The organism is Altererythrobacter chaiwopuensis (genome assembly GCF_054957755.1).
In genome coordinates, this window is record NZ_JBTXJG010000001.1 from 1504040 (window position 1) to 1527197 (window position 23158).

At 60.6% G+C, this 23158-nt stretch carries 26 protein-coding genes and 1 tRNA gene; 24 read left to right on the forward strand and 3 right to left on the reverse strand.

What is annotated here, in order from left to right; genetic code table 11:
- The first annotated feature begins 35 nt into the window (after positions 1-35).
- From ACX2DJ_RS07435 to tsf, 5 genes are all read left to right on the forward strand, one after another.
- The gene (locus ACX2DJ_RS07435; protein ID WP_462571830.1) at positions 36-1166 is read left to right on the forward strand and encodes a beta-ketoacyl-ACP synthase III; all 1131 of its coding nucleotides are present in this window, start codon (positions 36-38) and stop codon (positions 1164-1166) included.
- A gap of 55 nt (positions 1167-1221) precedes the next feature.
- Entirely contained in the window at positions 1222-1974 is a 753-nt protein-coding gene (locus ACX2DJ_RS07440; RefSeq protein WP_462571831.1) for a phosphatidylserine decarboxylase, read from the forward strand.
- A complete protein-coding gene (gene pssA, locus ACX2DJ_RS07445; RefSeq protein WP_462571832.1) occupies positions 1971-2801 on the forward strand; it encodes a CDP-diacylglycerol--serine O-phosphatidyltransferase in 831 nt (276 codons plus the stop codon). Before ACX2DJ_RS07440 ends, pssA begins: the two co-directional genes overlap by 4 nt.
- A gap of 531 nt (positions 2802-3332) precedes the next feature.
- Complete coding sequence (gene rpsB, locus ACX2DJ_RS07450) at positions 3333-4082, forward strand: 30S ribosomal protein S2 (RefSeq protein WP_462571833.1); 750 nt, start codon at positions 3333-3335, stop codon at positions 4080-4082.
- 101 nt (positions 4083-4183) lie between these two features.
- Complete coding sequence (gene tsf / locus ACX2DJ_RS07455) at positions 4184-5110, forward strand: translation elongation factor Ts (protein WP_462571834.1); 927 nt, start codon at positions 4184-4186, stop codon at positions 5108-5110.
- 126 nt (positions 5111-5236) lie between these two features.
- On the opposite strand, the gene ACX2DJ_RS07460 is transcribed toward tsf, so the two are convergent.
- Positions 5237-5884, reverse strand: coding sequence for a glutathione S-transferase family protein (locus ACX2DJ_RS07460; RefSeq protein WP_462571835.1), 648 nt, complete (start codon positions 5882-5884; stop codon positions 5237-5239).
- Between the two features lie 86 nt (positions 5885-5970).
- Here ACX2DJ_RS07460 and ACX2DJ_RS07465 point away from each other — a divergent pair, with 86 nt between their 5' ends.
- The 12 genes from ACX2DJ_RS07465 to rpmE all read left to right on the forward strand — a co-directional run bounded on the left by ACX2DJ_RS07465 (position 5971) and on the right by rpmE (position 16815).
- A complete protein-coding gene (locus tag ACX2DJ_RS07465) occupies positions 5971-6399 on the forward strand; it encodes a MarR family winged helix-turn-helix transcriptional regulator (RefSeq protein ID WP_462571836.1) in 429 nt (142 codons plus the stop codon).
- Between the two features lie 77 nt (positions 6400-6476).
- Positions 6477-7418, forward strand: coding sequence for an alpha/beta hydrolase (locus ACX2DJ_RS07470; protein WP_462571837.1), 942 nt, complete (start codon positions 6477-6479; stop codon positions 7416-7418).
- 89 nt (positions 7419-7507) lie between these two features.
- Positions 7508-8230, forward strand: coding sequence for a UMP kinase (pyrH, locus tag ACX2DJ_RS07475; protein ID WP_462571838.1), 723 nt, complete (start codon positions 7508-7510; stop codon positions 8228-8230).
- Between the two features lie 3 nt (positions 8231-8233).
- Complete coding sequence (gene frr, locus ACX2DJ_RS07480; RefSeq protein WP_462571839.1) at positions 8234-8791, forward strand: ribosome recycling factor; 558 nt, start codon at positions 8234-8236, stop codon at positions 8789-8791.
- 25 nt (positions 8792-8816) lie between these two features.
- Entirely contained in the window at positions 8817-9512 is a 696-nt protein-coding gene (uppS, locus tag ACX2DJ_RS07485) for a polyprenyl diphosphate synthase (protein ID WP_462571840.1), read from the forward strand.
- Positions 9472-10179 carry a phosphatidate cytidylyltransferase gene (locus ACX2DJ_RS07490; RefSeq protein ID WP_462571841.1) on the forward strand — a complete coding sequence of 236 codons (708 nt, stop codon included), beginning with the start codon at positions 9472-9474 and terminating at the stop codon, positions 10177-10179. The genes uppS and ACX2DJ_RS07490 overlap by 41 nt, the downstream gene beginning before the upstream one ends.
- Entirely contained in the window at positions 10176-11330 is a 1155-nt protein-coding gene (gene dxr, locus ACX2DJ_RS07495; RefSeq protein ID WP_462571842.1) for a 1-deoxy-D-xylulose-5-phosphate reductoisomerase, read from the forward strand. The genes ACX2DJ_RS07490 and dxr overlap by 4 nt, the downstream gene beginning before the upstream one ends.
- Before the next feature lie 24 nt (positions 11331-11354).
- Positions 11355-12431 (forward strand): RIP metalloprotease RseP, encoded by a 1077-nt coding sequence (gene rseP, locus ACX2DJ_RS07500; RefSeq protein WP_462571843.1) that lies wholly within the window; start codon positions 11355-11357, stop codon positions 12429-12431.
- Between the two features lie 155 nt (positions 12432-12586).
- Positions 12587-15289: an outer membrane protein assembly factor BamA gene (gene bamA, locus ACX2DJ_RS07505; RefSeq protein ID WP_462571844.1), complete on the forward strand. Its 2703-nt coding sequence runs from the start codon at positions 12587-12589 to the stop codon at positions 15287-15289.
- On the forward strand, positions 15289-15990 hold the full coding sequence (locus tag ACX2DJ_RS07510; RefSeq protein WP_462571845.1) for an OmpH family outer membrane protein: 702 nt from the start codon (positions 15289-15291) through the stop codon (positions 15988-15990). Before bamA ends, ACX2DJ_RS07510 begins: the two co-directional genes overlap by 1 nt.
- A gap of 30 nt (positions 15991-16020) precedes the next feature.
- A complete protein-coding gene (gene fabZ, locus ACX2DJ_RS07515; RefSeq protein ID WP_462571846.1) occupies positions 16021-16485 on the forward strand; it encodes a 3-hydroxyacyl-ACP dehydratase FabZ in 465 nt (154 codons plus the stop codon).
- 105 nt (positions 16486-16590) lie between these two features.
- Entirely contained in the window at positions 16591-16815 is a 225-nt protein-coding gene (gene rpmE, locus ACX2DJ_RS07520; protein ID WP_462571847.1) for a 50S ribosomal protein L31, read from the forward strand.
- 72 nt (positions 16816-16887) lie between these two features.
- On the opposite strand, the gene ACX2DJ_RS07525 is transcribed toward rpmE, so the two are convergent.
- Both ACX2DJ_RS07525 and ACX2DJ_RS07530 read right to left on the reverse strand, forming a co-directional pair.
- Complete coding sequence (locus tag ACX2DJ_RS07525; RefSeq protein ID WP_462571848.1) at positions 16888-17202, reverse strand: TraR/DksA family transcriptional regulator; 315 nt, start codon at positions 17200-17202, stop codon at positions 16888-16890.
- Positions 17203-17204: 2 nt separating this feature from the next.
- Positions 17205-17837: a prolyl hydroxylase family protein gene (locus ACX2DJ_RS07530; RefSeq protein ID WP_462571850.1), complete on the reverse strand. Its 633-nt coding sequence runs from the start codon at positions 17835-17837 to the stop codon at positions 17205-17207.
- 204 nt (positions 17838-18041) lie between these two features.
- Between ACX2DJ_RS07530 and ACX2DJ_RS07535 the strand changes: the two genes are divergently transcribed.
- The 7 genes from ACX2DJ_RS07535 (at position 18042) to ACX2DJ_RS07565 (ending at position 23149) form a co-directional block, all read left to right on the forward strand.
- Positions 18042-18118 (forward strand) — tRNA-His (locus ACX2DJ_RS07535).
- Positions 18119-18179: 61 nt separating this feature from the next.
- Complete coding sequence (locus tag ACX2DJ_RS07540; RefSeq protein WP_462571851.1) at positions 18180-19211, forward strand: Leu/Phe/Val dehydrogenase; 1032 nt, start codon at positions 18180-18182, stop codon at positions 19209-19211.
- 96 nt (positions 19212-19307) lie between these two features.
- On the forward strand, positions 19308-20030 hold the full coding sequence (gene ccmC, locus ACX2DJ_RS07545) for a heme ABC transporter permease CcmC (RefSeq protein WP_462571852.1): 723 nt from the start codon (positions 19308-19310) through the stop codon (positions 20028-20030).
- Entirely contained in the window at positions 20030-20170 is a 141-nt protein-coding gene (gene ccmD / locus ACX2DJ_RS07550; RefSeq protein ID WP_462571853.1) for a heme exporter protein CcmD, read from the forward strand. The genes ccmC and ccmD overlap by 1 nt, the downstream gene beginning before the upstream one ends.
- Entirely contained in the window at positions 20167-20637 is a 471-nt protein-coding gene (gene ccmE, locus ACX2DJ_RS07555) for a cytochrome c maturation protein CcmE (RefSeq protein ID WP_462571854.1), read from the forward strand. The genes ccmD and ccmE overlap by 4 nt, the downstream gene beginning before the upstream one ends.
- Positions 20634-22622, forward strand: coding sequence for a heme lyase CcmF/NrfE family subunit (locus ACX2DJ_RS07560; protein ID WP_462571855.1), 1989 nt, complete (start codon positions 20634-20636; stop codon positions 22620-22622). The genes ccmE and ACX2DJ_RS07560 overlap by 4 nt, the downstream gene beginning before the upstream one ends.
- Complete coding sequence (locus ACX2DJ_RS07565; protein WP_462571856.1) at positions 22622-23149, forward strand: DsbE family thiol:disulfide interchange protein; 528 nt, start codon at positions 22622-22624, stop codon at positions 23147-23149. The genes ACX2DJ_RS07560 and ACX2DJ_RS07565 overlap by 1 nt, the downstream gene beginning before the upstream one ends.
- The last annotated feature ends 9 nt before the right edge of the window (positions 23150-23158 follow it).

Consider the following 23158-nt stretch of genomic DNA (forward strand, 5'->3'; position numbering starts at 1 on the left):
GCCGATTGGACCGCGCAGGATTAACCATCCACGCCATGCAGATGTCGTACCGCCCCGTCATTTCCTCGACTGGCCTGTTCACGCCAGAGGATGTCATCACCAATGAAGAGCTGGTTGCCAGCTTCAATGCCTATGTCGATCGTTTTAACGCCAAACACGCAGATGCGATCGCGGCGGGCGAGATAGAGGCTCTGGCGCCCAGTTCGGTTGAATTCATCGAAAAGGCCAGCGGAATCAAGGCGCGCCATGTGGTCGCGAAAGAACCGGTGCTCGATCCGAAAATCATGGCGCCGCGCTGGAGAGAACGCGGCAATGATGAGCTATCGATCATGGCCGAGATCGGCGTGAATGCTGCACGGCAGGCGCTTGAACGGGCGGGGCGGGATGCGAAAGATGTCGATGCCGTGCTGTGCGCAGCCTCGAATATGCAGCGGCCATATCCGGCAATGGCGATAGAGATTCAAGACGCGCTGGGAATCGATGGCTTCGGTTTCGACATGAATGTGGCCTGCTCCTCGGCGACCTTCGGGATCCAGACAGCGGCGGACTATATTCGCGCAGGCAATGCGAAAAGCGTGCTGGTGGTGAGCCCGGAAATCACCTCTGGCCATCTCAACTGGCGTGATCGCGACAGCCATTTTATCTTCGGTGACGTGGCAACGGCTGTGCTGGTTGAAGATGCTGCGATCGCGCCGGCACAACATTGGGACATTCTTGGCACAAGGCTGAAAACCGTATTCTCCAACAACATCCGCAACAATTTCGGCTTCCTCAACCGGGCGCACCCTGAAAGCGAAGGCGCGCCAGACAAGCTCTTCGTTCAGGAAGGGCGCAAGGTGTTCAAGGAAGTGGTGCCGATGGTGGCGCAGATGATTGTCGAAGAGGCGCAGCGGCTCGAAATCGATCTGCATGCGCTGCGGAGGTTGTGGCTGCACCAGGCCAATGCCGGGATGAACCGGCTGATTTCACACCGGGTTCTGGGGCATGAGGCGAGCGAAGATGAAAGCCCCACCGTGCTTGATACCTATGGCAATACCTCCAGCGCTGGCTCGATCATCGCTTTCCACAAGCATAGCGATGACATGAGGCCGGGCGACACGGGGCTGATCTGCAGCTTTGGCGCAGGCTATTCTGCGGGGACGGTATTCGTGCGCAAGGCGGCCTGAGCGGGAGGCAAAGGCTTCGCTTGCAGCGTCAGGCAGCAGGCCCTAGATGCGGGGCATGGCTGGAGAAATTCTAGATAACAAGGGTCGCGGCGATGTCAGCTGGAGCTGGCCGGCGATCCACCCTGAAGGGCGCAAGTTCGGATTGATCGCGGTGGGGTTGAGCCTCATCCCGCTGATTCTGCTCGATTGGGAAATCATCGGTTGGCCAATGCTGCTGCTTTCTGCGGGGGTGTTCGCTTTCTTCCGCGATCCCGAACGGGTGGTGCCGCAGGGCGACAATGTGATTGTCGCGCCAGCGGACGGGCTCGTTTCGATGATCACTGAAGTCGAGCCGCCGGCAGAGCTGCGGGTAGAGGATGGCTCGGGCGCGCCGGGCCTGCCGGATGGGCCGGTGACGCGCATTTCCATCTTCATGAGCGTGTTTGATGTGCACATCAACCGCGCCCCGATTGGCGGAACGGTCGAGCGGCTTGTCTATATACCCGGCAAATTCATGAATGCCGATCTCGACAAGGCGAGTGAAGAGAACGAACGGCAGCACTTGCTTATCCAGCGGCAAGACGGATTGAAAATCGGCTTCACGCAGATCGCCGGGCTGGTGGCGCGGCGGATAGTGCCCTTCGTGAAGCCTGGCGACATCGTGGCGAGCGGCCAGCGCGTCGGGCTGATCCGTTTTGGTAGCCGGGTTGACGTCTATCTGCCGCTGGGCACCTCACCGAAGGTGCTGATGGGGCAGAAGGTAATTGCGGGCGAGACCGTCCTGGCCGAACTCGGTACTCAGAAGCTGCTTGAAGGTATTTCGCAGTGATTGACGAGCCGCGCGAAGACAGCGTGGCTGCTGGATCGGCGCGCGTTGGCCCCAAGGCCACCGAAGATGAAGTTCCCGTCGGCACGACCAGAGGCGGACTTTCGCTGCGCGCGCTGCTGCCCAATGCGATCACTGCTGCCGCGCTGGCTGCAGGGCTTACCGGAATCCGCTTCGCAATGGCGGGCCAATGGAACATGGCGGTTTATGCCATAATCCTGGCAGGGTTGCTTGACGGGATCGACGGGCGCATTGCGCGGCTTCTCAAGGCGCAATCGCGTTTCGGGGCCGAACTCGACAGCCTGGCTGACTCGCTCTCTTTCGGTGTCGCGCCCGCGTTGATCCTTTACCTCTGGTCGATTCAGGATCTGCCGCGTCTTGGCTGGTTTGCTTCGCTCGCCTTCGCGATTTGCGCGGCGCTGCGGCTGGCGCGTTTCAACGCCCAGATCGATACTGATGACCAGCCGCACAAATCTGCCGGTTTCCTTACCGGGGTGCCTGCCCCGGTCGGGGCCGGGCTGGCTTTCCTGCCGTTCTATCTCTGGAGCGCGACCGACATAGTCGAATTTCGCAACCCGGTGTTCGTATCGATCTGGCTGGCGGCGGTCGGGGTGATGATGATTTCGAACGTTGCCACATTCAGCTGGAAATCGATCCGTCCGCGGCGCAGCATCCGGCTGGAAGTCATTGCCGTTTTTGCCCTGGCATTCGGTGCCTTGTTGCAAGAACCGTGGTGGACACTGGCGGGGATCTGCGTGATCTATCTTGCGCTGATGCCGTGGGCCCTGATCAAATACGCCAGAGTCAGACGGCAACGGCAAGCGCGTTAGCGCGCGCCGGGCGGCCCCGGGCGCATGGTGCAACACCACCACGGCAGAATCGTTGAGCGGGGTGGGCGCCGTTTGCTCGCGGGCGAGTTCGCGCCTGATTGCTGCCCAGGCATGGCGCAGCTTGACCGCGCTATCGGCGAGCGATGTCAGCGCGGCAATCCCGCATGTCGCAAAAAGGGCGGTTAACGCAAAGCTCAGCATGGTCGTGTCTCCTCGGTGTCCTGCCTTCACCTGACCTCAAAGTGGAGCTGTGACTGCAGCGGTGTACCATGTTTGTTCTCTGCGTGAAGTTCTCTATTTGTTCCGACGTGTCAAGCCTGAAAATCGGGCGAAGTACGAATTTTGGCGAATCAGGCTGGATTTTTGGCGATAGGGCGGCTAGGGCGCGCGACGTTCGCTAGGAGAAAGGCAATGGGCCTTCCTGCAGGCGGGCAAATCCACATGGTGAGCACACATACCGGTGCCTGACGCGGGAAACGCCGCAAAACAGGTTCCAGCTCTCCAGAGGCATAACCGGAAAGGAATTTGATTATGGCGGCTCCTACCGTCACCATGCAGCAATTGATCGAGGCCGGGGCGCACTTCGGCCATCAGACCCACCGCTGGAACCCGCGGATGAAGCCGTATATCTTCGGCGCCCGCAACGGTGTTCACATCATCGACCTGTCGCAGACCGTGCCGCTGTTCGCGCGCGCGCTGGACTTCGTTGAGCAAACCGTCCGTGCGGGCGGCAAGGTGCTGTTCGTGGGCACCAAGCGCCAGGCGCAAGAGGCGATCGCGCAGGCTGCGCGTACTTCAGGCCAGCACTTCGTCAACCACCGCTGGCTGGGCGGCATGCTCACCAACTGGAAGACGATTTCCGGATCGATCAAGCGTTTGAAGACGCTGGAAGAGCAGCTTTCGGGCGACACCAGCGGCTTTACCAAGAAGGAAGTCCTCCAGCTTACCCGCGAACGTGACAAGCTTGAGCTGTCGCTCGGCGGCATCCGCGACATGGGCGGCATTCCCGACGTGATGTTCGTGATCGATGCCAACAAGGAAGATCTTGCGATCAAGGAAGCCGCTGTGCTCGGCATTCCGGTGATCGCAGTGCTCGATACCAATGTCGACCCCAACGGCATCGCATTCCCGATCCCCGGCAATGACGATGCTGCCCGCGCTGTGCGCCTCTATTGCGATGCCGTTGCCGGTGCCGCGATCGCGGGCCGTGGCGGTGCCGTGGCGGATTCGGGTGCCGATTTCGGCGCCATGGAACAGCCGCCGGTTGAAGCCGACGCCTGATTTGCGGCGATGGGCCGCAATCGGCCTGTCACAATCCAGACCTAGCGCACCGGTCCAACTCCCCCCGGGCCGGTGCCCAAACATTTGAGAAGGAAATCACCATGGCTGCATTCACTGCCGCTGATGTGAAGGCCCTGCGCGAGAAGACCGGCGCGGGCATGATGGACGCCAAGAAGGCGCTTGAGGAAGCAAACGGCGATATCGAGGCCGCGATTGATGGCTTGCGCGCCAAGGGGCTTGCCACTGCGCAGAAGAAATCGAGCCGCACCGCCGCCGAAGGGCTGGTTGGCGTGGCCGTTGCGGGCACCAGGGGCGTGGCTGTCGAAGTCAATTCTGAAACCGATTTCGTCGCCAAGAACGAACAGTTCCAGGATTTCGTGCGCAAGACCACTGCAGTCGCGCTTGCGCTTGATGCGGACGATGCCGAAGCACTCAAGGCATCAGCCTATCCCGATGGCGGCACCGTTGGCGAGAAGCTGACCGGTAATATCGCCACCATTGGCGAGAACCAGCAGGTCCGGCGCATGAAGAGCGTGGCCGTGTTGCAGGGCGTGGTCGTGCCTTACATGCACAATGCCGCTGGCGAAGGCCTGGGCAAGATCGGCGTGCTGGTTGCGCTCGAAAGCGCGGCTTCGGCCGATGTGCTCGAACCGCTGGGCAAGCAGCTGGCTATGCACATCGCAGCCGCATTCCCGATGGCGCTTGATGCAGATAGCCTTGACGCGGAGGTGATCGAGCGTGAGCGCAAGATCGCGGCGGAAAAGGCAGCCGAAAGCGGCAAGCCTGCCGAAGTTCAGGAAAAGATGGTTGAAGGTGCGGTGAAGAAGTTCGCCAAGGAAAACGCGCTGCTCAGCCAGGTTTTCGTAATGGACAACAAGACCCTGATTGCGGATGTGGTTGCCAAGGCCGGCAAGGACGCTGGCACGGAGATCGTGCTCAAGGATTACGTCCGCTTCCAGCTTGGCGAAGGCATCGAGAAGGAAGAAAGCGATTTCGCCGCCGAAGTGGCTGCTGCCGTCGCTGGCTAACTACCACTTTCCATTGCCGACAATTTAGCAGCCGCTTGTACCAGGGTGCAGGCGGCTGCTCTGTTTTTGCATCCTCAACGAATAGTCTGGTCCAAGTTACGGCCATGGGCTTGATGAGTCCTGACCCTAGGCAAAGAATTGTGAAATGTATGAGCCGCGGCGGTGCAAGAACGACCGTAACATTTCGGGATATTGATCTGAGACGGCAGCCCGCACAGACGGCCGCAGCATGATAAGCTTTCGCCACGCAGCGAAACGCGGAAGTCCGTCTGCAAGTTCAAGCGGCAGACTTTGTTCCATTACATCGAAATATCGTATCACTGTGGCCCACACGCCGTCGATGAGCCGGAAGCTTTCGCCTTCGAAATATGGTCCCTCGATTTCGACCTCAAGCCGCTCAAGTTTGGTGCTGATTTCCCGTCGCTTCGCCTCGAATGCGACTTCGTCTGCCGCATTGTAGAGACCTGCGATCGCATTCAATGTGCTTGATCCGAACTCGATCCAGCTGCGTTGGCGGGCCCTTTCCTGCGGATCGGTCGGGTGAATGTGGCGCGCTCTGGTTTCATAGAGATATTCGGCAATCACCTGACTCTCGAACAGAACTGTTCCGCCCAAGTCGAGCACGGGTGTCTTGCCAAGCGGTGAGATTTCCTGAAACCATTCCGGCTTGTTGGATAAGTCGATGTCCACGCGTTCAAACGGCACACCTGCTTCCAGCATCACAATAACCGCACGCTGGACATAAGGACATAGATTGTGGCTGATCAGGCGCATGTTGTGACCTCATTGTATTTACATGCAGATGCATATAAATACAATCCTTGGGGGAACAAGGGGCCGGGCACTGGCAGAGGGCAGGCATGAACAATTTCGATGCTGTTTCAGTTTGGCCAGCAATCGTGCGGGCCTATCAGGGCATTCGCGCCGAAGCGGAGCGGGCACTGAAGCCGCACGGGATTGCCTCACTTGAGGAATATGACGTTCTGCTCGAACTTAGGCGTGCAGCGCGGCCATTGACCCACTGGGAAATCGAGGAGCGCACCTTGCTCAGGCAATACCAGCTTTCCCGGCTAGTCGATCGGCTCGTACGCAAGGGGTTGGCCGAGCGTACCGTGTCCAACGATGATGGCAGGGCCAGGCTGATTACGCTGACCGCCAAGGGCCGCAAGGTTCAGAAATCTGCCGGCGACGCTTACATCGCAGTCCTGGAGCGAAAGATTGCCCAGCGGATCGGGCAAGATCAAGCCAACGCAGTCAAGTCACTGCTGGTCAGGATTACTGCCGATTGAGCCCCTGTCATCACTTGTTTGCCCTGCAACTGGCGGCTAAGCGGCGCCACAACAGATCACATCCGGATCGGGGATTCATGCCTTTTTACAAAATGATATTGGTTGGGGCGGCGATGCTTGCGGCCTGTTCCGCGGCCCCGGCATCGCAGGCGGATGGCGGCTCTCTCGCCAGCGTGCCTAGCCAGCGCGGCGATGGGCAAGCCTACGAAATTCTCGGAACACAGGTATTCGACGTTCCCGATCCGGCCAGCGGCATTCCTTACCAGGTGTTTGTCAGCCTGCCGGCCAGTTATGGTGAGGATTCTTCGCGGACCTATCCCACAGTCTACGTCACCGATGCCGATTACGGCTTCCCCATGCTGCGCCTGATCGGACGAAGGATGAACGGCGAAGGCCCGCGGGTGGAGGAATTCATCCTGGTCGGCCTGTCCTATGGCAAAGGTCAGGGCGGCATGGAGAGCCGCCGCCGCGACTATACTCCAACGCCCAACGGACCGGTCGGTGCCCCGGCTGATGCCCGGCATGGCGAGTCGCTGCGCTATCGCGACTATCTGCGCGATACAGTGCTGCCCTTCATTGACGGGAAATTGCGGACGCGCCCGGATCGCAGGATATATGTCGGGCATTCCTATGGCGGTTTGCTGGGCGCACAGATCCTGATGACGGATCCTGCCATGTTCAGCGGATACGTTCTGGGAAGTCCTTCATTCTGGTATGACAAGCGACACCTGTTGCGGGAGACGCCGCAGCTTCTCGCGCAGCGCGACAATCTGTCCGCGGCAGTCTATCTTTACGTCGGAGAGTTTGAGGCGGTGCGCGCGGGCGACCGCCGCTATAATCGGGAGGCCGACATGGTGGCCGACAATCGCCGCTTCGCAGAACTGCTTGAGGCCAAGGCTTACCCCGGGCTCAAACTGAAGTCTGAAGTGCTGGCGGGCGAGGATCATCTTTCGGTGGCGCCGCGCGGCTTTACGCAGGGGCTGCTCCACTTGCTTCCGGCAGCTAATCCCGCAGACTAGCGCCGCCTTTCTCTTTGCGCCAGAGGGTGCTTGCCGCTAAGGAACCTCGCAGTTCCCAACCACAACCAGCCGACGGATTCTCATCGCTCATGCCGATACAGCAATACAAGCGCATCCTTCTGAAGCTTTCGGGCGAAGTACTGATGGGCGAGCAGGAGTACGGCATCGATCCCGCCTATGTCGCCCGGCTCGCCGAAGAGGTGAAGGCGGCGAAGGAAACAGGCCTTGAAGTTTGCCTGGTGATCGGCGGCGGTAATATCTTCCGCGGAATCAGTGCTGCAGCCAAGGGGCTCGATCGTACAACCGGCGATTACATGGGCATGCTGGCCACGGTCATGAACGCGCTGGCGATGCAGAACGCGCTTGAGCAGCTGGGCGTGCAGACGCGGGTTCAATCCGCGATCCCGATGTCGAGCGTGTGCGAGCCCTATATCCGCCGCCGCGCGGAGCGGCATTTGCAAAAGGGCCGCATCGTGATTTTTGCTGCGGGCACCGGCAATCCCTTCTTCACCACAGATACCGGCGCTGCGCTGCGAGCGGCGGAAATGAACTGCGATGCCTTGCTCAAGGGCACCAGCGTTGACGGGGTTTATGACAGCGATCCCAAGCACAACCCCGGTGCGAAGCGGTTCGACACCATCAGCTATGATCAGGTGCTGTCCGACAATCTCAAGGTGATGGACGCCACCGCCGTTGCGCTGTGCCGCGAAAATTCCATTCCGATCGTCGTCTTCTCGATCCGCGAAAAGGGCAATGTCGCCCGCGTGCTGAGCGGAAGCGGCGTACAGACAATTGTGCAAGAGGAAGCCTAAGCCATGCCGCAATATGACAAGCCCGATATCGAACGCCGGATGAAAGGTGCCGTGGAATCGCTCAAGAGCGACCTTGGTGGCCTGCGCACCGGCCGCGCCAACACCACCCTGCTCGATCCGGTGGTGTGCGAAGTTTATGGCGCGATGATGCCGCTGGGCCAGGTGGCGACCGTCTCCGCCCCCGAACCGCGCATGCTGAGCGTGCAGGTGTGGGACAAGTCGAACGTGATCGCGGTGGAGAAAGGCATTGCCCATGCCAACCTTGGTCTCAACCCGATCATCGACGGGCAGACGATCCGCCTCCCCATTCCCGATCTTACCGAGGAGCGCCGCAAGGAATTGGCCAAGCTGGCCGGGCAATATGCCGAAAAGGCCAAGATCGCGATCCGCAACGTGCGGCGCGATGCCAATGAAGCGCTCAAGACGGATGAGAAGAAGAAGGAAATCTCCGAAGACGATCGCAAACGCAGCGAGGATGACGTCCAGAAACTGACCGATAAATATGTTGCGGAGACGGATGAGGCCGCGGCCAAGAAGGAACAGGAAATCCTGACCCAGTGAGCGGCAGGATGTCCGGAGGGAATTAATGGGCGAGAAGCCCTCACACGAAATCGGGCGTGCGCGTCACGTCGCCATCATCATGGATGGCAATGGCCGCTGGGCGAAAAGGCGCGGCCTGCCGCGTTCGATCGGGCACCAACGCGGCGTGGAGGCCGTGCGCGAACTGGTGCGCAGCCTGGCCAATACCGGGCTCGACTGCCTGACCCTTTATGCCTTCAGCAGCGAAAACTGGAAGCGGTCAGACGACGAGGTCGGCGATCTGATGAATTTGATGCGCAAGTTCATCAAATCTGACCTGCCCGAATTCATTGCCAATGATGTCCGCTTGAAGATTATCGGCGATTGGCAGGCACTTGCGCCGGATATTGTGGAAATGCTCGAGGATGCGCTGGACAAGACCAGCAAGGGCTCGCGGGTGCTGGCGGTGGCGCTGAACTATGGCTCGCAACAGGAAATTGCGCGCGCTGCGGCCAAGGCGGCAGCGATCGGCGAGGTGAACGAACGGTCCATTGCCGCGCATCTCGATACCGCCGATTTGCCGCCGCTCGACCTGCTGATCCGCACCAGCGGCGAGATCCGCCTGTCGAATTTCCTGCTGTGGCAATCGGCCTATGCCGAGATGCTTTTTATCGATACGCTGTGGCCCGATTTCACGCCTGAAATGTTGAGCCACGCGCTTGATGATTTCGCGCAGCGGGAGCGACGTTTTGGCGGGCGCTGAGGCCACGAAAAAGAGCTCCGACCTCCCGGTGCGGGTTGCTTCTGCGGCGGTCATGCTTGCGGTGGCGGGCACGGCGCTGTGGCTGGGCGGGCTGTGGTTCGATCTCTTTGCGCTGGTTGTGGCGCTGCTGTGCGTCAGCGAATTTGGCAGACTGGCCTTGCAGGCATTCGTGGGGCGCATGGCAAAGATCGCCGCATTGCTGCTGGGCGGGGCCTATATCGCGGCTGCGGCCTATTCGCTTATCATCCTGCCGGTGGAAGTGGTTCTGGGTGTGATCGCGGTGGTGGTGGCAACCGACACCGGCGCCTATTTCAGCGGTCGCACAATCGGCGGCCCGAAGATCGCCCCGAAAATCAGCCCGTCCAAGACATGGGCGGGGCTGGGCGGCGGCATGCTGGCTGCAGGGCTGGTTTCGCTCGCCTTTTTCTATTCCAATGTGGGTGAGCGTGCTTTTTCGCCCATGGGTCTGGTTGCGCTTTGCATCGGGGCGGGTTTGGCGGTTGTCGCGCAATCGGGCGACTTCTTCGAGAGTTGGCTAAAGCGCAAGGCAGGGGTGAAGGACTCCTCGAACCTCATTCCCGGCCACGGCGGCGTTTTTGACCGGGTGGACGGGCTGCTTCCGGTGGCCATCGTCACCTTGTTTCTGTGGTTTGGCGCGCACCCATGACCCGCACTCTCACCATCCTCGGCGCAACCGGCTCTGTGGGCGAGCAGACGCTTGATCTTGTCCGCCGCAATCGCGAGGCGTGGCGTGTGGAGGCACTGACCGCCAACGGAAATGTCACCGACCTTGCAAGGCTGGCCCGCGAATTCGGTGCGAAACTGGCCATTTGCGGCGATGAGGGCTGTTTGCCCGAACTGCGCGAGGCATTGGCCGGGAGCGGTATCGAAACCGCTGGCGGAGCGCAGGCTCTGTGCGAAGCGGCGGCACGACCCGTCGATATCACCGTGGCGGCGATCATGGGATGTGCCGGGCTTGCCCCGGTGATGGCCGCGATCGAGCAGGGCGGCACCTTGGCGCTCGCCAACAAGGAAGCGCTGGTTTCCGCCGGAGACGTCATGACGGCTGCGCTCGCGCGGCACGGGGCAACGCTGCTGCCGGTCGATAGCGAGCACAATGCGATATTCCAGTGCCTGGCGGGCAACCGGATCGAAGATGTTGCGCGCATCACGCTAACGGCGAGCGGTGGGCCATTTCGCACCTGGTCGTTCGAACAGCTCGAAGCGGCAACGCCCAAGCAGGCGGTGGCTCACCCCAATTGGGACATGGGCGCCAAGATCAGCGTCGATTCGGCAACGATGATGAACAAGGGGCTCGAATTCATCGAGGCGCATCATCTGTTCCCTGTCGGGCTGGACCGTTTGCGGATCGTGGTTCACCCGCAGAGCGTTATCCATTCGATGGTCGAATATCGCGATGGCTCGACACTGGCGCAGCTCGGCCCGTCCGACATGCGCGTGCCGATCGCCTCATGCCTTGCCTGGCCGCAGCGGATGGATACGCCGCTGGCCCCGCTCGATTTGCCGACGATTGGCGAGCTGAGCTTTTTCGTACCCGATGAAGCGCGCTTTCCCGCCACGCGGCTGGCCCGCGAAGCGATCGAAGCGGGGGGAGGGGCGCCTGCAACGCTCAATGCAGCCAACGAAGTGGCGGTGGCGGCCTTCCTTGCCGGTCAGATTGGGTTCACCCGCATTACTGCAGTGGTGGAAGACACACTTCACCGCTATAGCGCTCCGGCGCCGCAATGCCTTGATGACGTTCTTGGTGTCGATCGCGAGGCAAGGGTGCGTGCGAGTGAACTGCTGGAGATAGCCTAATTGCTTGAATCACCACCTTTCTGGATGTGGGTCCTGGGTTTCCTGCTGGTGCTGGGCCCGCTGGTAACTGTTCATGAACTGGGGCATTACCTCGTCGGCCGCTGGTTCGGTGTGAAGGCCGATGCCTTTTCAATCGGCTTCGGCAGGGAATTGACGGGCTGGACCGACAGGCGCGGCACGCGCTGGCGATTGGCACTGATTCCGCTGGGCGGATATGTCCAGTTCAAAGGCGATATGAATCCGGCCAGCGTGCCCGATCCGCGTGCGCCCACAGATAGCGATACTTTTCAGTGCAAGCCGCTTTGGCAGCGTGCGCTGATCGTGTTTGCCGGCCCGGCAACCAATCTGCTGCTGGCGGTGGCAATCTTCGCGTCCTTCAATCTGGCGTATGGCAAGATTGAAACCCACAGCGAGATAGGTGGCTTTGCAGAGATTTCCGCTGCGCGTGACGCGGGGCTCCGCCAAGGCGATCTGATAACCCGGATCGATGGCAAGGCGATCAGCGATTTTTCCGATATCGGCGCGCTGGTGATGATGTATCCCGGGCGCGAAGTGCAACTCACCTATCGGCGCGACGGGGCGGAAAATACTGTGCCCGTGGTGATTGACGAAAGCGTGGAAAGCGATCGGTTCGGTAATGAATCGCGCATCGGGCGGCTGGGTGTCTATTCACAGCAGCCCGATATTATTCCGGTGGGGCCGGTGGAATCGGTTGCACTTGCTTTCGAGCAGAGCTTCGGACTGATGGAAATGATGGTCACCGGCGTCAAGCAGATCGTGCTTGGCGATCGTTCGATCAAGGAATTGGGCGGCCCGATCAAGATCGCCAAATATTCTGGCGAACAGATGAGCCTGGGGCCGCTGGCCATGGTCAGCTTTGCTGCGCTGATTTCGCTTAATTTGGCATTCATTAACCTGCTGCCAATCCCTGCGCTCGACGGTGGGCACCTGGCTTTCTATGCGGCAGAAGCTGTCCGCCGGAAGCCGGTGGGTCCACGCGGCCAGGAATGGGCATACCGTACCGGCATGGCTCTTGTGCTTGTGTTGATGGTGGTGGTTACGGTGAACGACATCGTCTCGCTCCCGTTTTTCGGGAGTTAGTCGGGGAAAGGGCACCGCACGTCGGCAATTGGCGGGACGCCCCGCTTGATTGCCAACCCCGCATCGGGCAGAGGCGGCGGGGATTGCGCCGTCCGTGTCTGTGGCCGGGTGGCGGGGTTTGGAAGAGTTGAGAATTTGACGGGAAACTTGCGAATATGAGTGGACGTATCAAGGCTGATGCCGGCGCAAGTATCCTCGCCGGGCGATGGGCCGCAGCACTGCTGGGCACGACAATGCTTGCAGGGCTGCCCTTGTCAGCGTTGGCGCAGGAAGCGCCGCAGGACGAGGCTGAGGAAACGCAGCCTGTCGAAGCGCCGGACCAGGCGCAAGCCGGCAACACGATCCGATCGATTACCGTAGTCGGGTCTGAGCGTCTCGAACCGCAGACGATCCTTAGCTATGTGCGTCTGCGCGTGGGGCAGGAATATACCTCCGTGGCTGCCGACGCTGCGCTGAAGGATCTCGGCGCGACCGAACTGTTTTCGAACTTCTCGATCCGCAATGATGGCGGCAATGTCGTGATTGAGGTGACGGAAAACCCGGTCATCAACCGCATCATCCTCGAAGGCAACAAGCGGATCAAGAACGACAAGATCCTGCCGGAGATCAAGCTTTCGCCGCGGCAGATCTTCACTCGTTCCAAAGTTCGCGCAGACGTGTCGCGTATTGTGGAGTTGTACAAGCGCCAGGGCCGGTTCGCCGCGACGGTTGAGCCGAAGATGGTGCAATTGCCGCAAAACCGCGTCGATATCGTTTTCGAGATCAGCGAAGGCCCCAAGTCCAAGGTTCGCCAGATCAACATTATCGGCAACGAGAAGTTTTCTGACGGTGCGTTGCGCAGCGAGATGGTGACCAAGCAGTCTCGCTGGCACCGCTTCTTCAGCTCGAACACCAGCTATGACCCGGATCGTTTGGCGTTCGACCAGCAGAAGCTGCGCCAGTTCTACCTTACCGAAGGCTATGCCGACTTCCGCGTGGTTTCGGCTGTGGCCGAGCTAACGCCGGACAAGGAAGATTTCATCATCACTTACGTGGTGGAAGAGGGTGACCGGTACAAATTCGGTGATGTCAAGGTGGAGAGCCAGCTGCGCGACTTCGATGGCGATCTGATGACCCAGCGGCTGCCAATGGCCAAAGGCGACTGGTACGACGCGAAGCTGGTTGAAGATACTGTCGAGCAGATCACCGAATTGGCGGGGACCTTCGGCTATGCCTTTGCCGATGCCCAACCGCGGTTTGATCGCAGCCGTGAAGACCTGACCATGGATGTCAACTTCGTGATCCGGGAGGCGCCGCGCGTTTATGTCGAGCGTGTGGACGTCAACGGCAACACGCTGACGCAGGACAAGGTCGTGCGGCGTGAATTCCGCATTGCGGAAGGCGATGCGTTCAACTCGCTGCAGGTCAAGCGCACCACAGCCCGCATCAACTCGCTGGGATTTTTCCAGGAGAATTTCGAGGTCAGCCAGGTTCAGGGCAGCCAGCCTGACCGGATCGTGCTCGAAGCAAACGTTCAAGAGCAGCCGACCGGCGAATTGCAGCTTTCGGCAGGTTTCTCTTCGCTTGAACAGTTCATTCTTGCCGCGTCGATTCGCCAGCGCAATTTCCGTGGGCGCGGCCAGACTGTCGGTCTCAGCGTGAATTGGTCGCGTTTCAGCCGGTCAGCTTCGGTCAGCTTCACCGAACCCTATCTGTTCGATCGCAATATCTCGACCGGCGTGGATATTTTCCGGCAGGATTTCAACAGCTTCAACTTTGCCAGCCGGGATCGCAACCGGACTTTCGAGCAATCGACCACCGGCTTTACCGTGCGTGCGGGCGTTCCGATGACGGAATTCGTGTCTTTCATCGCCAGCTACACGCTCAAGGTTGACGACATCACCCTTGATCCGAACGTGTTCTTCGCCGATTTCGACGGGGATGGCATCCGCACCTGCGAGCCTTTGCTGGCGGGCCGTTTCCTGTGCGATGCGATCGGTAATCGGACCAGTTCGATCCTGGGTGCAACGGTTGTCCACAATTCGCTCGACAGCCGCCTGCGGCCAACCCGCGGGAGCAATGTTTCGTTCACTACCGAATTGGCCGGGCTTGGCGGCGATGTAAAATACGTCCGTGTGCGCGGCAAGGCATCCCAATTCTGGCCAGTCATGGGCGGTTTCATTTTTTCGCTTTCGGCCGAGGGCGGCGCGATCAATGCCCTGAGCGGTTCGCGCGGGCCAGGGGTCGACAAGGTCTTGCTGACCGATCGTTTCCAGCTTGGCGAACCGCAGATCCGCGGGTTTGATATTCGCGGCGTTGGGCCACGCGTGCTGCGCCAGCAGTATGTTGACGATGCTGACGGAAATCCGGTGCTGATCACTGACCGGGACCGGGTTGTGGATGATGCGCTGGGTGGCCGCGCCTATTATCTGGGCCGCGCCGAGCTTGAAATTCCGCTGGGTTCGGGCGCACGCGAGCTGGGGCTGCGCCCATCGATCTTCCTTGATGCCGGCGCTCTGTTTGGGGTGACGCGGCCGATCCTGCAGGATAATCCCAACGGCGTTCAGTTTCGCGATGCAGATGGCAATTTGCTGTACCTCGAACTGACCACCGGGTCTGATGGAGTCCAGAGGGTCATCACCACCACCAACCCCATTGCGGCTGACGGCGTGACGGCCAATGCACCGTCGATCATCCAGGGCAGCCGCTTTCGCGAAATCTTTCTTGGTGATAGCGCCCAGCCGCGCATTTCGGTTGGCATAGGGGTCAACTGGAATTCACCCTTCGGTCCATTCCGGATCGATCTCGCCAGAGTGCTGAAGCAACAGCCGGGCGATGACACCAAAAGCTTCACATTTAACGTAGGAACTCAATTCTGATGAAATCTCTCAAAAACCTGCTCGCCACTGCGAGCATCGCCATCGCGGCTGTCGCCGCGACCCCTGCCGCCGCTCAGGTTCAGGGCAAAATTGCTACGGTTGATATCCCGGCAGTGGTTATCAGCACCAATGCTTTTGGCACGGCGTATCAGCAGGTCGGCACCACCTACAAGGCGCAGATTGATACGATTCAGGCGCGCCAGCAGGAAAGCCAGACCTTGCTCAAGCAGCTCGATACCAACAGTGACAACCAGCTCGATGAAGCGGAGCAGGAAGCTGCCCAGAACACCCCTCAGGCTAAGCGGCTGCAGGCGATAGAGCAGGAAGTCGGCCAGCTGAGCAACCAGGTTGAAGCAGCGCGCGTCTATGCCGTCGAGCAGATTCTCGCTCAGTATGGCCCGGCGTTGCAACAGGTAGTCCAGCAGCAGCAGCTGCAGCTCGTGCTTACACCCGAAGCGGTGATTTACGCGCCGCCGCAAGCCAGCATCACCCAGCAGGTGAGCACTGCACTCAACACTCTGGTGCCGTCGGTTGCAATCGTGCCGCCGCAGGGCTGGCAGCCCAACCGCAATGCCGTTGGCCTGTATCAGCAGATCCAGCAGCGATTGGTCGCTGCACAGGCGATGCAGGCGCAGCAGCAAGCCGCCCAGCAGCGGGCCGGACAGCAACCCCCGGCAACACAGGCGCCCAGCGGGCGCTAAGCGGTCAGCGATGAAGAGGCGGGCAGGGCAATGAGCGATGGCGACGGCGCAAGCGCGTATGACATTCACAAAATCCTCAAGGCCCTGCCGCATCGCTACCCCTTGCTGCTGGTTGACCGGGTGCGCTCCCTCGAACTGGGTGAGCGTATCCATGCGGTGAAGGCGGTTTCCTTCAACGAGGAATTCTTCCAGGGGCATTTTCCCGGCGCCCCGATCATGCCGGGCGTTTTGCAGATCGAGGCGCTGGCGCAGGCCGCGGCGATTCTGGGCATTGAAACGCTCGAACTTGCGGGAACCGGCAAGCTGGTGTTCTTCATGGGGATCGAGGGGGCCAAATTCCGTTCGCCGGTGACGCCGGGCTGCCTGCTCGATCTTGAGGTGGAATTCATCCAGAAGCGCAGCCGGGTCTACAAGTTCAAGGGGCGGGCGAGCGTGGAAGGCAAGACCACTACGGAATGCGAATTCACCGCGATGATCGCCGATCCGCCAGCCTAGCGTTCAAAAAACTTGCAATCGCGCAGCCTGCCCGCTAACCGCGCGCCTTTCCGAGAACACAGCACCGCCGGTCGGAACCGGCGCAAGCTATAAAGGATATTCGAGATGAAAGCCGAAGGGCACCCCGATTACCACACGATCACGGTCAAGATGACCGATGGCACAGAGTTCCAGACCCGCTCCACCTGGGGCAGCGAAGGTGACACTTTGACGCTCGAGATCGATCCCACCAGCCATCCGGCATGGACCGGCGGGCGTCAGCAGCTGCAGGAAGGTGGCCGTGTGGCGGCGTTCAACAAGCGCTTTGGCGGGCTTTCGCTCAAGAAATAGACGTCACTTTCGACGTCGGCAGAAGAAAGGGCGGTCCGATTGGGCCGCCTTTTTCGTGTCAGGATTGCCGGGTCACGCGCAGCTGATGCAGCGCGTTGCAATAGGGCGTGCTTCGAGCCGCTCGCGGCTGATCTCCTCGCCGCAGATCGCGCAGGTTCCATAGGTTCCGTTCTCGATCCGCAGCAGCGCCAGGCGAATCTGGTGGATTTCATCACGCAACACCGTGTCCACGCCTTCGAGTGCCTCGTCATCGGCCAGATCGACCGCCTGCTCTTCCCAGTCGGCATCAAGCGGATGACGCAGATCGTCCTCGATCACTTCGGCGCGCTGAAGCAGATCGTCCAGCCGGGCGCGAAGCTTCTCGGCGATGTCCTTGTAGTCACTCATTATCAAGCCCACTCCTTTTCACGGTACCACTTGGTTATCACATATTTCAGGCCATGGCGCACTTTCATCCCGTGATGAAGCGTATTCGGATTGACGCTGCCGTCCAGGCGGCGGTTATTCCAGCACAACAGCTTGCCGGCTTCGGGCTGAATAGTTTTGCCAATGGCCTTGAACCTTGTCGCGCCGCCAGATTCCACGTCATTGAGATAGATCATGAAAGTCCAGGTGCGTTGGCCCGCGATCGCGCAGAATTTCCGGAAGTCGGCCCCGTCGGGGGCAAAATAATCGGTGTGCGGCTTGAATTCCTGCCCCACCGCATAACGTTGCCCCTGGACCGGTTCGCCATAGGCCGGATCGATCCCCGACAGTTCGGCCAGAAGAACTTCAAGCCGCTGGACCACGGCCTCGCGGGCTTCGAGATCGCAGGTTTCGCTGGTGCGAAAATAATGGTCGCCATTGTCGTCCGCGATAGTGCTGGGGCGGCGGTTGGTTTCGATCAGATCGATCAGTTCGCGGCGCATATCTGCTGGCAGAAATTCGCGGCACTGAAACAGCTCAAGTTTGGCGCTGGGCACGCGCTGCATTTTTTCCCGCATCAGCAATCGCTCAGCGGAAGAATCGCCCGGGCTTGTCATTGCACTAGAATAGGCGGCCAGCGTGTGCGCGCAATGCACGAAATAATCTTGCGCGATCAGCCCCTGAGCGAAGTTTTCACTTCCCAAACCGGCCCGGCTATGCAACAGGCTCGCGCCCGTTGCAGCTGGCCTTGACCATGCTGCGGCAAAGCGTATCAGCCCCGCTTGCGCGGCTCGACTTGCAAAAGCGGGACGGGGCATGTGGCGATCGTAGCTCAGATGGTTAGAGCGCCGGTTTGTGGTACCGGAGGTCGGGGGTTCGAGACCCCTCGATCGCCCCATCTTCCCCCGTCAGCACAGTCAGACGACCGCCGAATCAGGCATGGTCAAAGGACATGTGGCATGACGGTATTCTGGAACGAACCCGATTTTGACGATCACGAGCAGGTGCTGTTCGTGCGCGACGCGGCATCCGGCCTTACCGCGATCATTGCTATCCACTCTTCACACCTCGGCCCGGCCGCGGGCGGCACACGCTTTTGGCACTATGCCGATCGGGCCGACGCGATTCGTGATGCCCTGCGCCTTAGCCGCGGGATGAGCTACAAGAACGCCATGGCGGGCCTGCCGGCCGGAGGCGGCAAGGCTGTGATCCTTGCTGACGAGAATCGCACCAAGACACCCGAAATACTCGCTGCTTTTGCGCGTGCGGTCGAAGGATTGGGCGGCCAGTATGTTACCGCGCAGGACGTCAATATCACCCAGGACGACATGCTCGAGATTGCGAAGCATACTTCGCATGTTGGCGGCATGCCGGACCAGGGGGGCGATCCCGGGCCCTATACTGCGCGAGGCATCTATCTGGGCGTCAAGGCAGCGGCCAGGCGGACGCTGGGCGCTGGCGATCTCAAGGGCGTGCGCATTGCCGTGCAGGGTGTGGGCAGCGTGGGCGGCGGGTTGGCCCGTCATCTCGCCAAAGCAGGTGCAGACCTGATTCTGGGCGACATGAATGCCGATAAAGCAGCAGCCCTTGCCGACGAACTGGGCGCACAGGCTGTCAGCGCTGAAGAAATCCTGACCGTTGAAGCAGACATCGTCAGCCCCAATGCACTTGGTGCGGTTCTGACCGAGGAATCGATCGCCAGACTGAGAACCAAAGTGGTTGCCGGCGGCGCCAACAATCAGCTTGCGACCGGCAGTGAAGGCAAATTCCTGCGCGATCGCGGCATTCTTTACGCGCCGGACTATGTCATCAATGCCGGGGGCATCATTACTGTATTGCGGCATATTGACGGGGCAGACGAGGATACCATCAATGCGCGGATCGACCGCATTCCAGACCGGCTCGAAGCGATCTGGCAGGAAAGCGAAAACACCGGCGAAACTCCCGATGTGGTCGCAGACAAGATGGCGCAGCGCCTGATCGGACGCTAGGGTCCTGACCCTGGGCGCAAAGCGAGTTGCGTATAATGCAGTCTTGCGGGCGATGGAGAGCGCTGCGATAGGCCCCGCAAGAGGTTTTGATAATCTATGCATGGCTTTGCCAATCCCACGCGTTTCCTCAAGCTTGCACGATGGCTGACCCCGCTGCTGCTGGTGTCAGGACTTGTGCTGGTTGCCGGCAGTTTGTGGTGGGGGCTGTTCAAGGTCCCGCCAGACCGGCTGATGGGCGACACCGTGCGCATCCTGTTCATCCACGTGCCCACCGCATGGCTGGGGATGGGCGGTTGGAGCGCGATAGCAATTGCCAGTCTCGTTTACCTGGTCTGGAAGCATCCACTGGCGGCGATTGCCGCGCGCGCGGCGGCGGTGCCGGGCATGGTCTTTACCGCCATCTGCCTGGCGACGGGGTCGATCTGGGGGCGCCCCACCTGGGGCACCTGGTGGGAATGGGACGGGCGGCTCACCAGCATGCTGGTGCTGCTGTTCCTCTATTTCGGCTATATCGCTTTGTCGCAGGCAGTTGAGCGGGAAGGTGTTTCACCGCGTATCGCCGCAATCTTCGGGCTTGTCGGCGCGGTCAATATCCCGATCATCAACCGTTCGGTGGTGTGGTGGAACTCGCTCCACCAGCCGCCCAGCATCACCATGGGCAAGAGCGCAATCGACCCTGCTTTCCTCAATCCGCTGCTGGTCGCGGTGTTGGGCTTTTCGCTGCTGTTCGGCGGGGTAGTGCTGGCGCGGATGCGGGCCTTGCTCGCCGACGTGCAGGCCGAGGCGCGCCTGCGCCGCATGGCACTGGAGGCGGCGTGATGCGCGAAGGACTGGACCAGTGGGATTTCGTGGTGGCGGCATATGCCGTGGGCCTGATCGGTTTGGCAGTGCTGGTTGCTTGGGCATGGTGGGATATGCGACGCGCCGAAGCGCGCCGTGATGAGGTGAAACGAAAATGAATGCGTTCAAGCCCAAGCATCAGCGACTGGTTCTGGTCAGCCTGGCGCTGGTGGCCATCATCGCGGCGGGCCTGCTGGCGGCGTGGGCGCTGCGGACTCAGGCGGACTATTTTTACCTGCCAAACGAAATGGTGGAGGAACCACCCGAAGTTGGCCGGGCGGTGCGGCTCGGCGGCATGGTGGCCAAAGGATCGGTTCAAACCATGGCCGATGGCGTGACCGTGGCTTTCATGGTGACCGACCAGACCGAGGTGCGCATGCCGGTGCGCTATAGCGGCATCTTGCCTGACTTGTTCGTAGAGGGTTCGGGCGTGGTTGCCGAAGGCAGCCTGGGCGCAGATGGGGTGTTTGTGGCGGACAATTTGCTCGCCAAACATGACGAAAATTACGTACCGCGCGAATTGCAGGAAATGGATCAGCACCGGGCCGCGAAGATGGCCGAGGAAACGACGATTGGACTCGAATGAGCGCTGAACTCGGCCTTGCCGCGCTGTGGATGGCCGCTGCGCTTGCATTCCTTCAGCTGGCCGGAGGCGCGCTGGCGCAGCGTGACCCTGAAGCGCCGCTTGCCGCGCTGGTGCGCCCGGCTGCGATGCTGCAGGGCCTGCTCGCCCTGTTCAGTTTTGCGATGCTGCTGTGGGTGTTTGCGACAACCGACCTTTCGGTGAAGCTCGTGGCGTCGAATTCGCATTCGATGAAGCCGATGATCTTCAAGCTTTCGGGTGCCTGGGGCAATCACGAAGGCTCGATGCTGCTGTGGGTCACGGTGATGGCGCTGGCCGGGGCGTTGATCGGCTGGCTTGAGAAACGCTTGCCGGAAAAAACCATGCAGGCAACACTCGCTGCACAAGGCTTTGTGGCAATCGGATTTTATGCCTTTCTGCTGCTCAGCTCCAACCCGTTTGAACGGCTACCCATGCCGGTGGCCGAAGGAAACGGACTCAACCCGCTGTTGCAGGACATCGGCTTGGCCTTCCACCCGCCTACGCTGTACATGGGCTATGTCGGCCTGTCGGTTGCCTTCAGTTTTGCTGTCGGCGCGCTGCTGACACGGCAGGTGACGCCTGAATTTGCCCGTGTCATGCGCCCCTGGGTGCTGGGGGCCTGGGTGTTCCTGACGCTGGGCATTACTGCCGGATCCTATTGGGCCTATTACGAGCTGGGCTGGGGCGGCTGGTGGTTCTGGGACCCGGTCGAAAATGCATCGCTGATGCCGTGGCTGGCGGCGACAGCCTTGCTTCATTCGGCCAGCGTTCTTGCAGCGCGCGACGCACTGCGCGCATGGACCATCATGCTGGGCGTTGTGGCCTTTTCGATGAGCATGGTCGGCACATTCCTTGTCCGCTCGGGAATCCTCACCAGCGTCCACGCCTTTGCAGTCGATCCCGAACGCGGCACATTTATTCTTGCGCTGCTGGCGGTGTATATCGGCGGCGCGCTGCTGCTGTTCGCCCTGCGCGCAGGCTCGGTCTCTGAAGGGCGGCGCTTTGCGGCAATGAGCCGTGAAGGCGCGCTGGTATTCAACAACGTCATGCTTTCGGCCATCCTTGGGATCGTGCTGCTGGGCACGCTCTATCCGCTGTTGACCGAGGCGTTTGGCGTGCGGGTTTCAGTTGGCCCGCCCTATTTCAACCCGGTGGGCGCGATCTTCACCATCCCGATGCTGCTGGTGATGACAGTCGGCCCCCTGTTGCGCTGGCGCGAAGACAATGCAGAGCGCGTGCGCGTGCCGGTTGCCATCACGACCGCGCTGATTGTGACGACCGCGCTGTTCGTAATGCTTGCGGCAGGCAATATTTCACTATTGCCATTGCTTGGCCTGGCGATTGCAGTGGGGCTGGCAGTGGCCAGTTTGATGCCGCTGCGCGGGCGCAATCTGCTGCGCACACCGCTTTCGACCTGGGGTATGGTTGTGGCCCACTTCGGTATCGCTGTGTCGCTTTTGGGCATGGCGAGCGAGAGCGCCTTTACCGAGGAAAAGCTGGTGGCTGTTGCGCCGGGAGACACCACTGAAGTTGCCGGTTGGCAAATCGAGCTGGAAGGCATTGACCCGGTTGCAGGCCCCAACTGGACTGCAATGGAGGCGCGCCTGCTGGCGCGGCGCGGCGCGGGTGAGCCGCACGAATTGCGCCCCGAGGCACGCAGTTTTTGGGCTCCCGTTCAGCAAACCACGGAAAGCGCGCTGCTAACCCGCTGGGACGGTCAGCTTTATGCCGTTATCGGTGACCAGGCGCCTGATGGTAGATGGCAATTGCGCCTGTGGTGGAAGCCACTGGTAACGCTGATCTGGCTGGGGGGCTTGCTGATCGCACTGGGCGGAGTGCTGTCGATCATCGGGCGGCTTGCAAGCGATATACGTCGCCGCTCGGCTGACCGGCGCGAGGCTGACGAACATGACGATCTGGCGCAGATCAGGGCCGGACAATCAGTCCCTGCCGGGGAGCCGGTGTAATGCGCTGGACATTATGGGCACCTTTGTTGCTGTTTGCCTTTTTCCTGGGCCTGGCCGGTTATCAGTTGAGCCAGCCGAAAGAGCAGTTCATTCATTCCACCATGATCGGCAAACCATTGCCCGGGTTTAACCTTGAGCCAGCGAGCAGCACCCGGCCCGGGGTGTCCCTGGCAGATTTCAAGGACGGCAAGCCCAAGCTGCTCAACATCTGGGCGAGCTGGTGCCTGCCCTGCATCGCCGAAGCACCGCAGCTTGAGGCGTTGAAGGAAGCTGGAGTCGAAATCATCGGCGTCGCGATCCGTGACCGCCCCGAAGATGTTGACCGCTTCCTGGAAATGCACGGCAATCCTTACACCAGGATCGGTGCCGACGATATTTCGGCGATCCAGCTTGAAATCGGATCTTCGGGCGTGCCGGAGACTTTCGTGATCGACGGGCAAGGCATCATCCGCCACCAGCATATCGGGGATGTGCGCGCCGGGGACGTGCCCGAACTGCTGGCCAGGCTGCAAGAGGCCGCGCGGTGAGGCATTTCA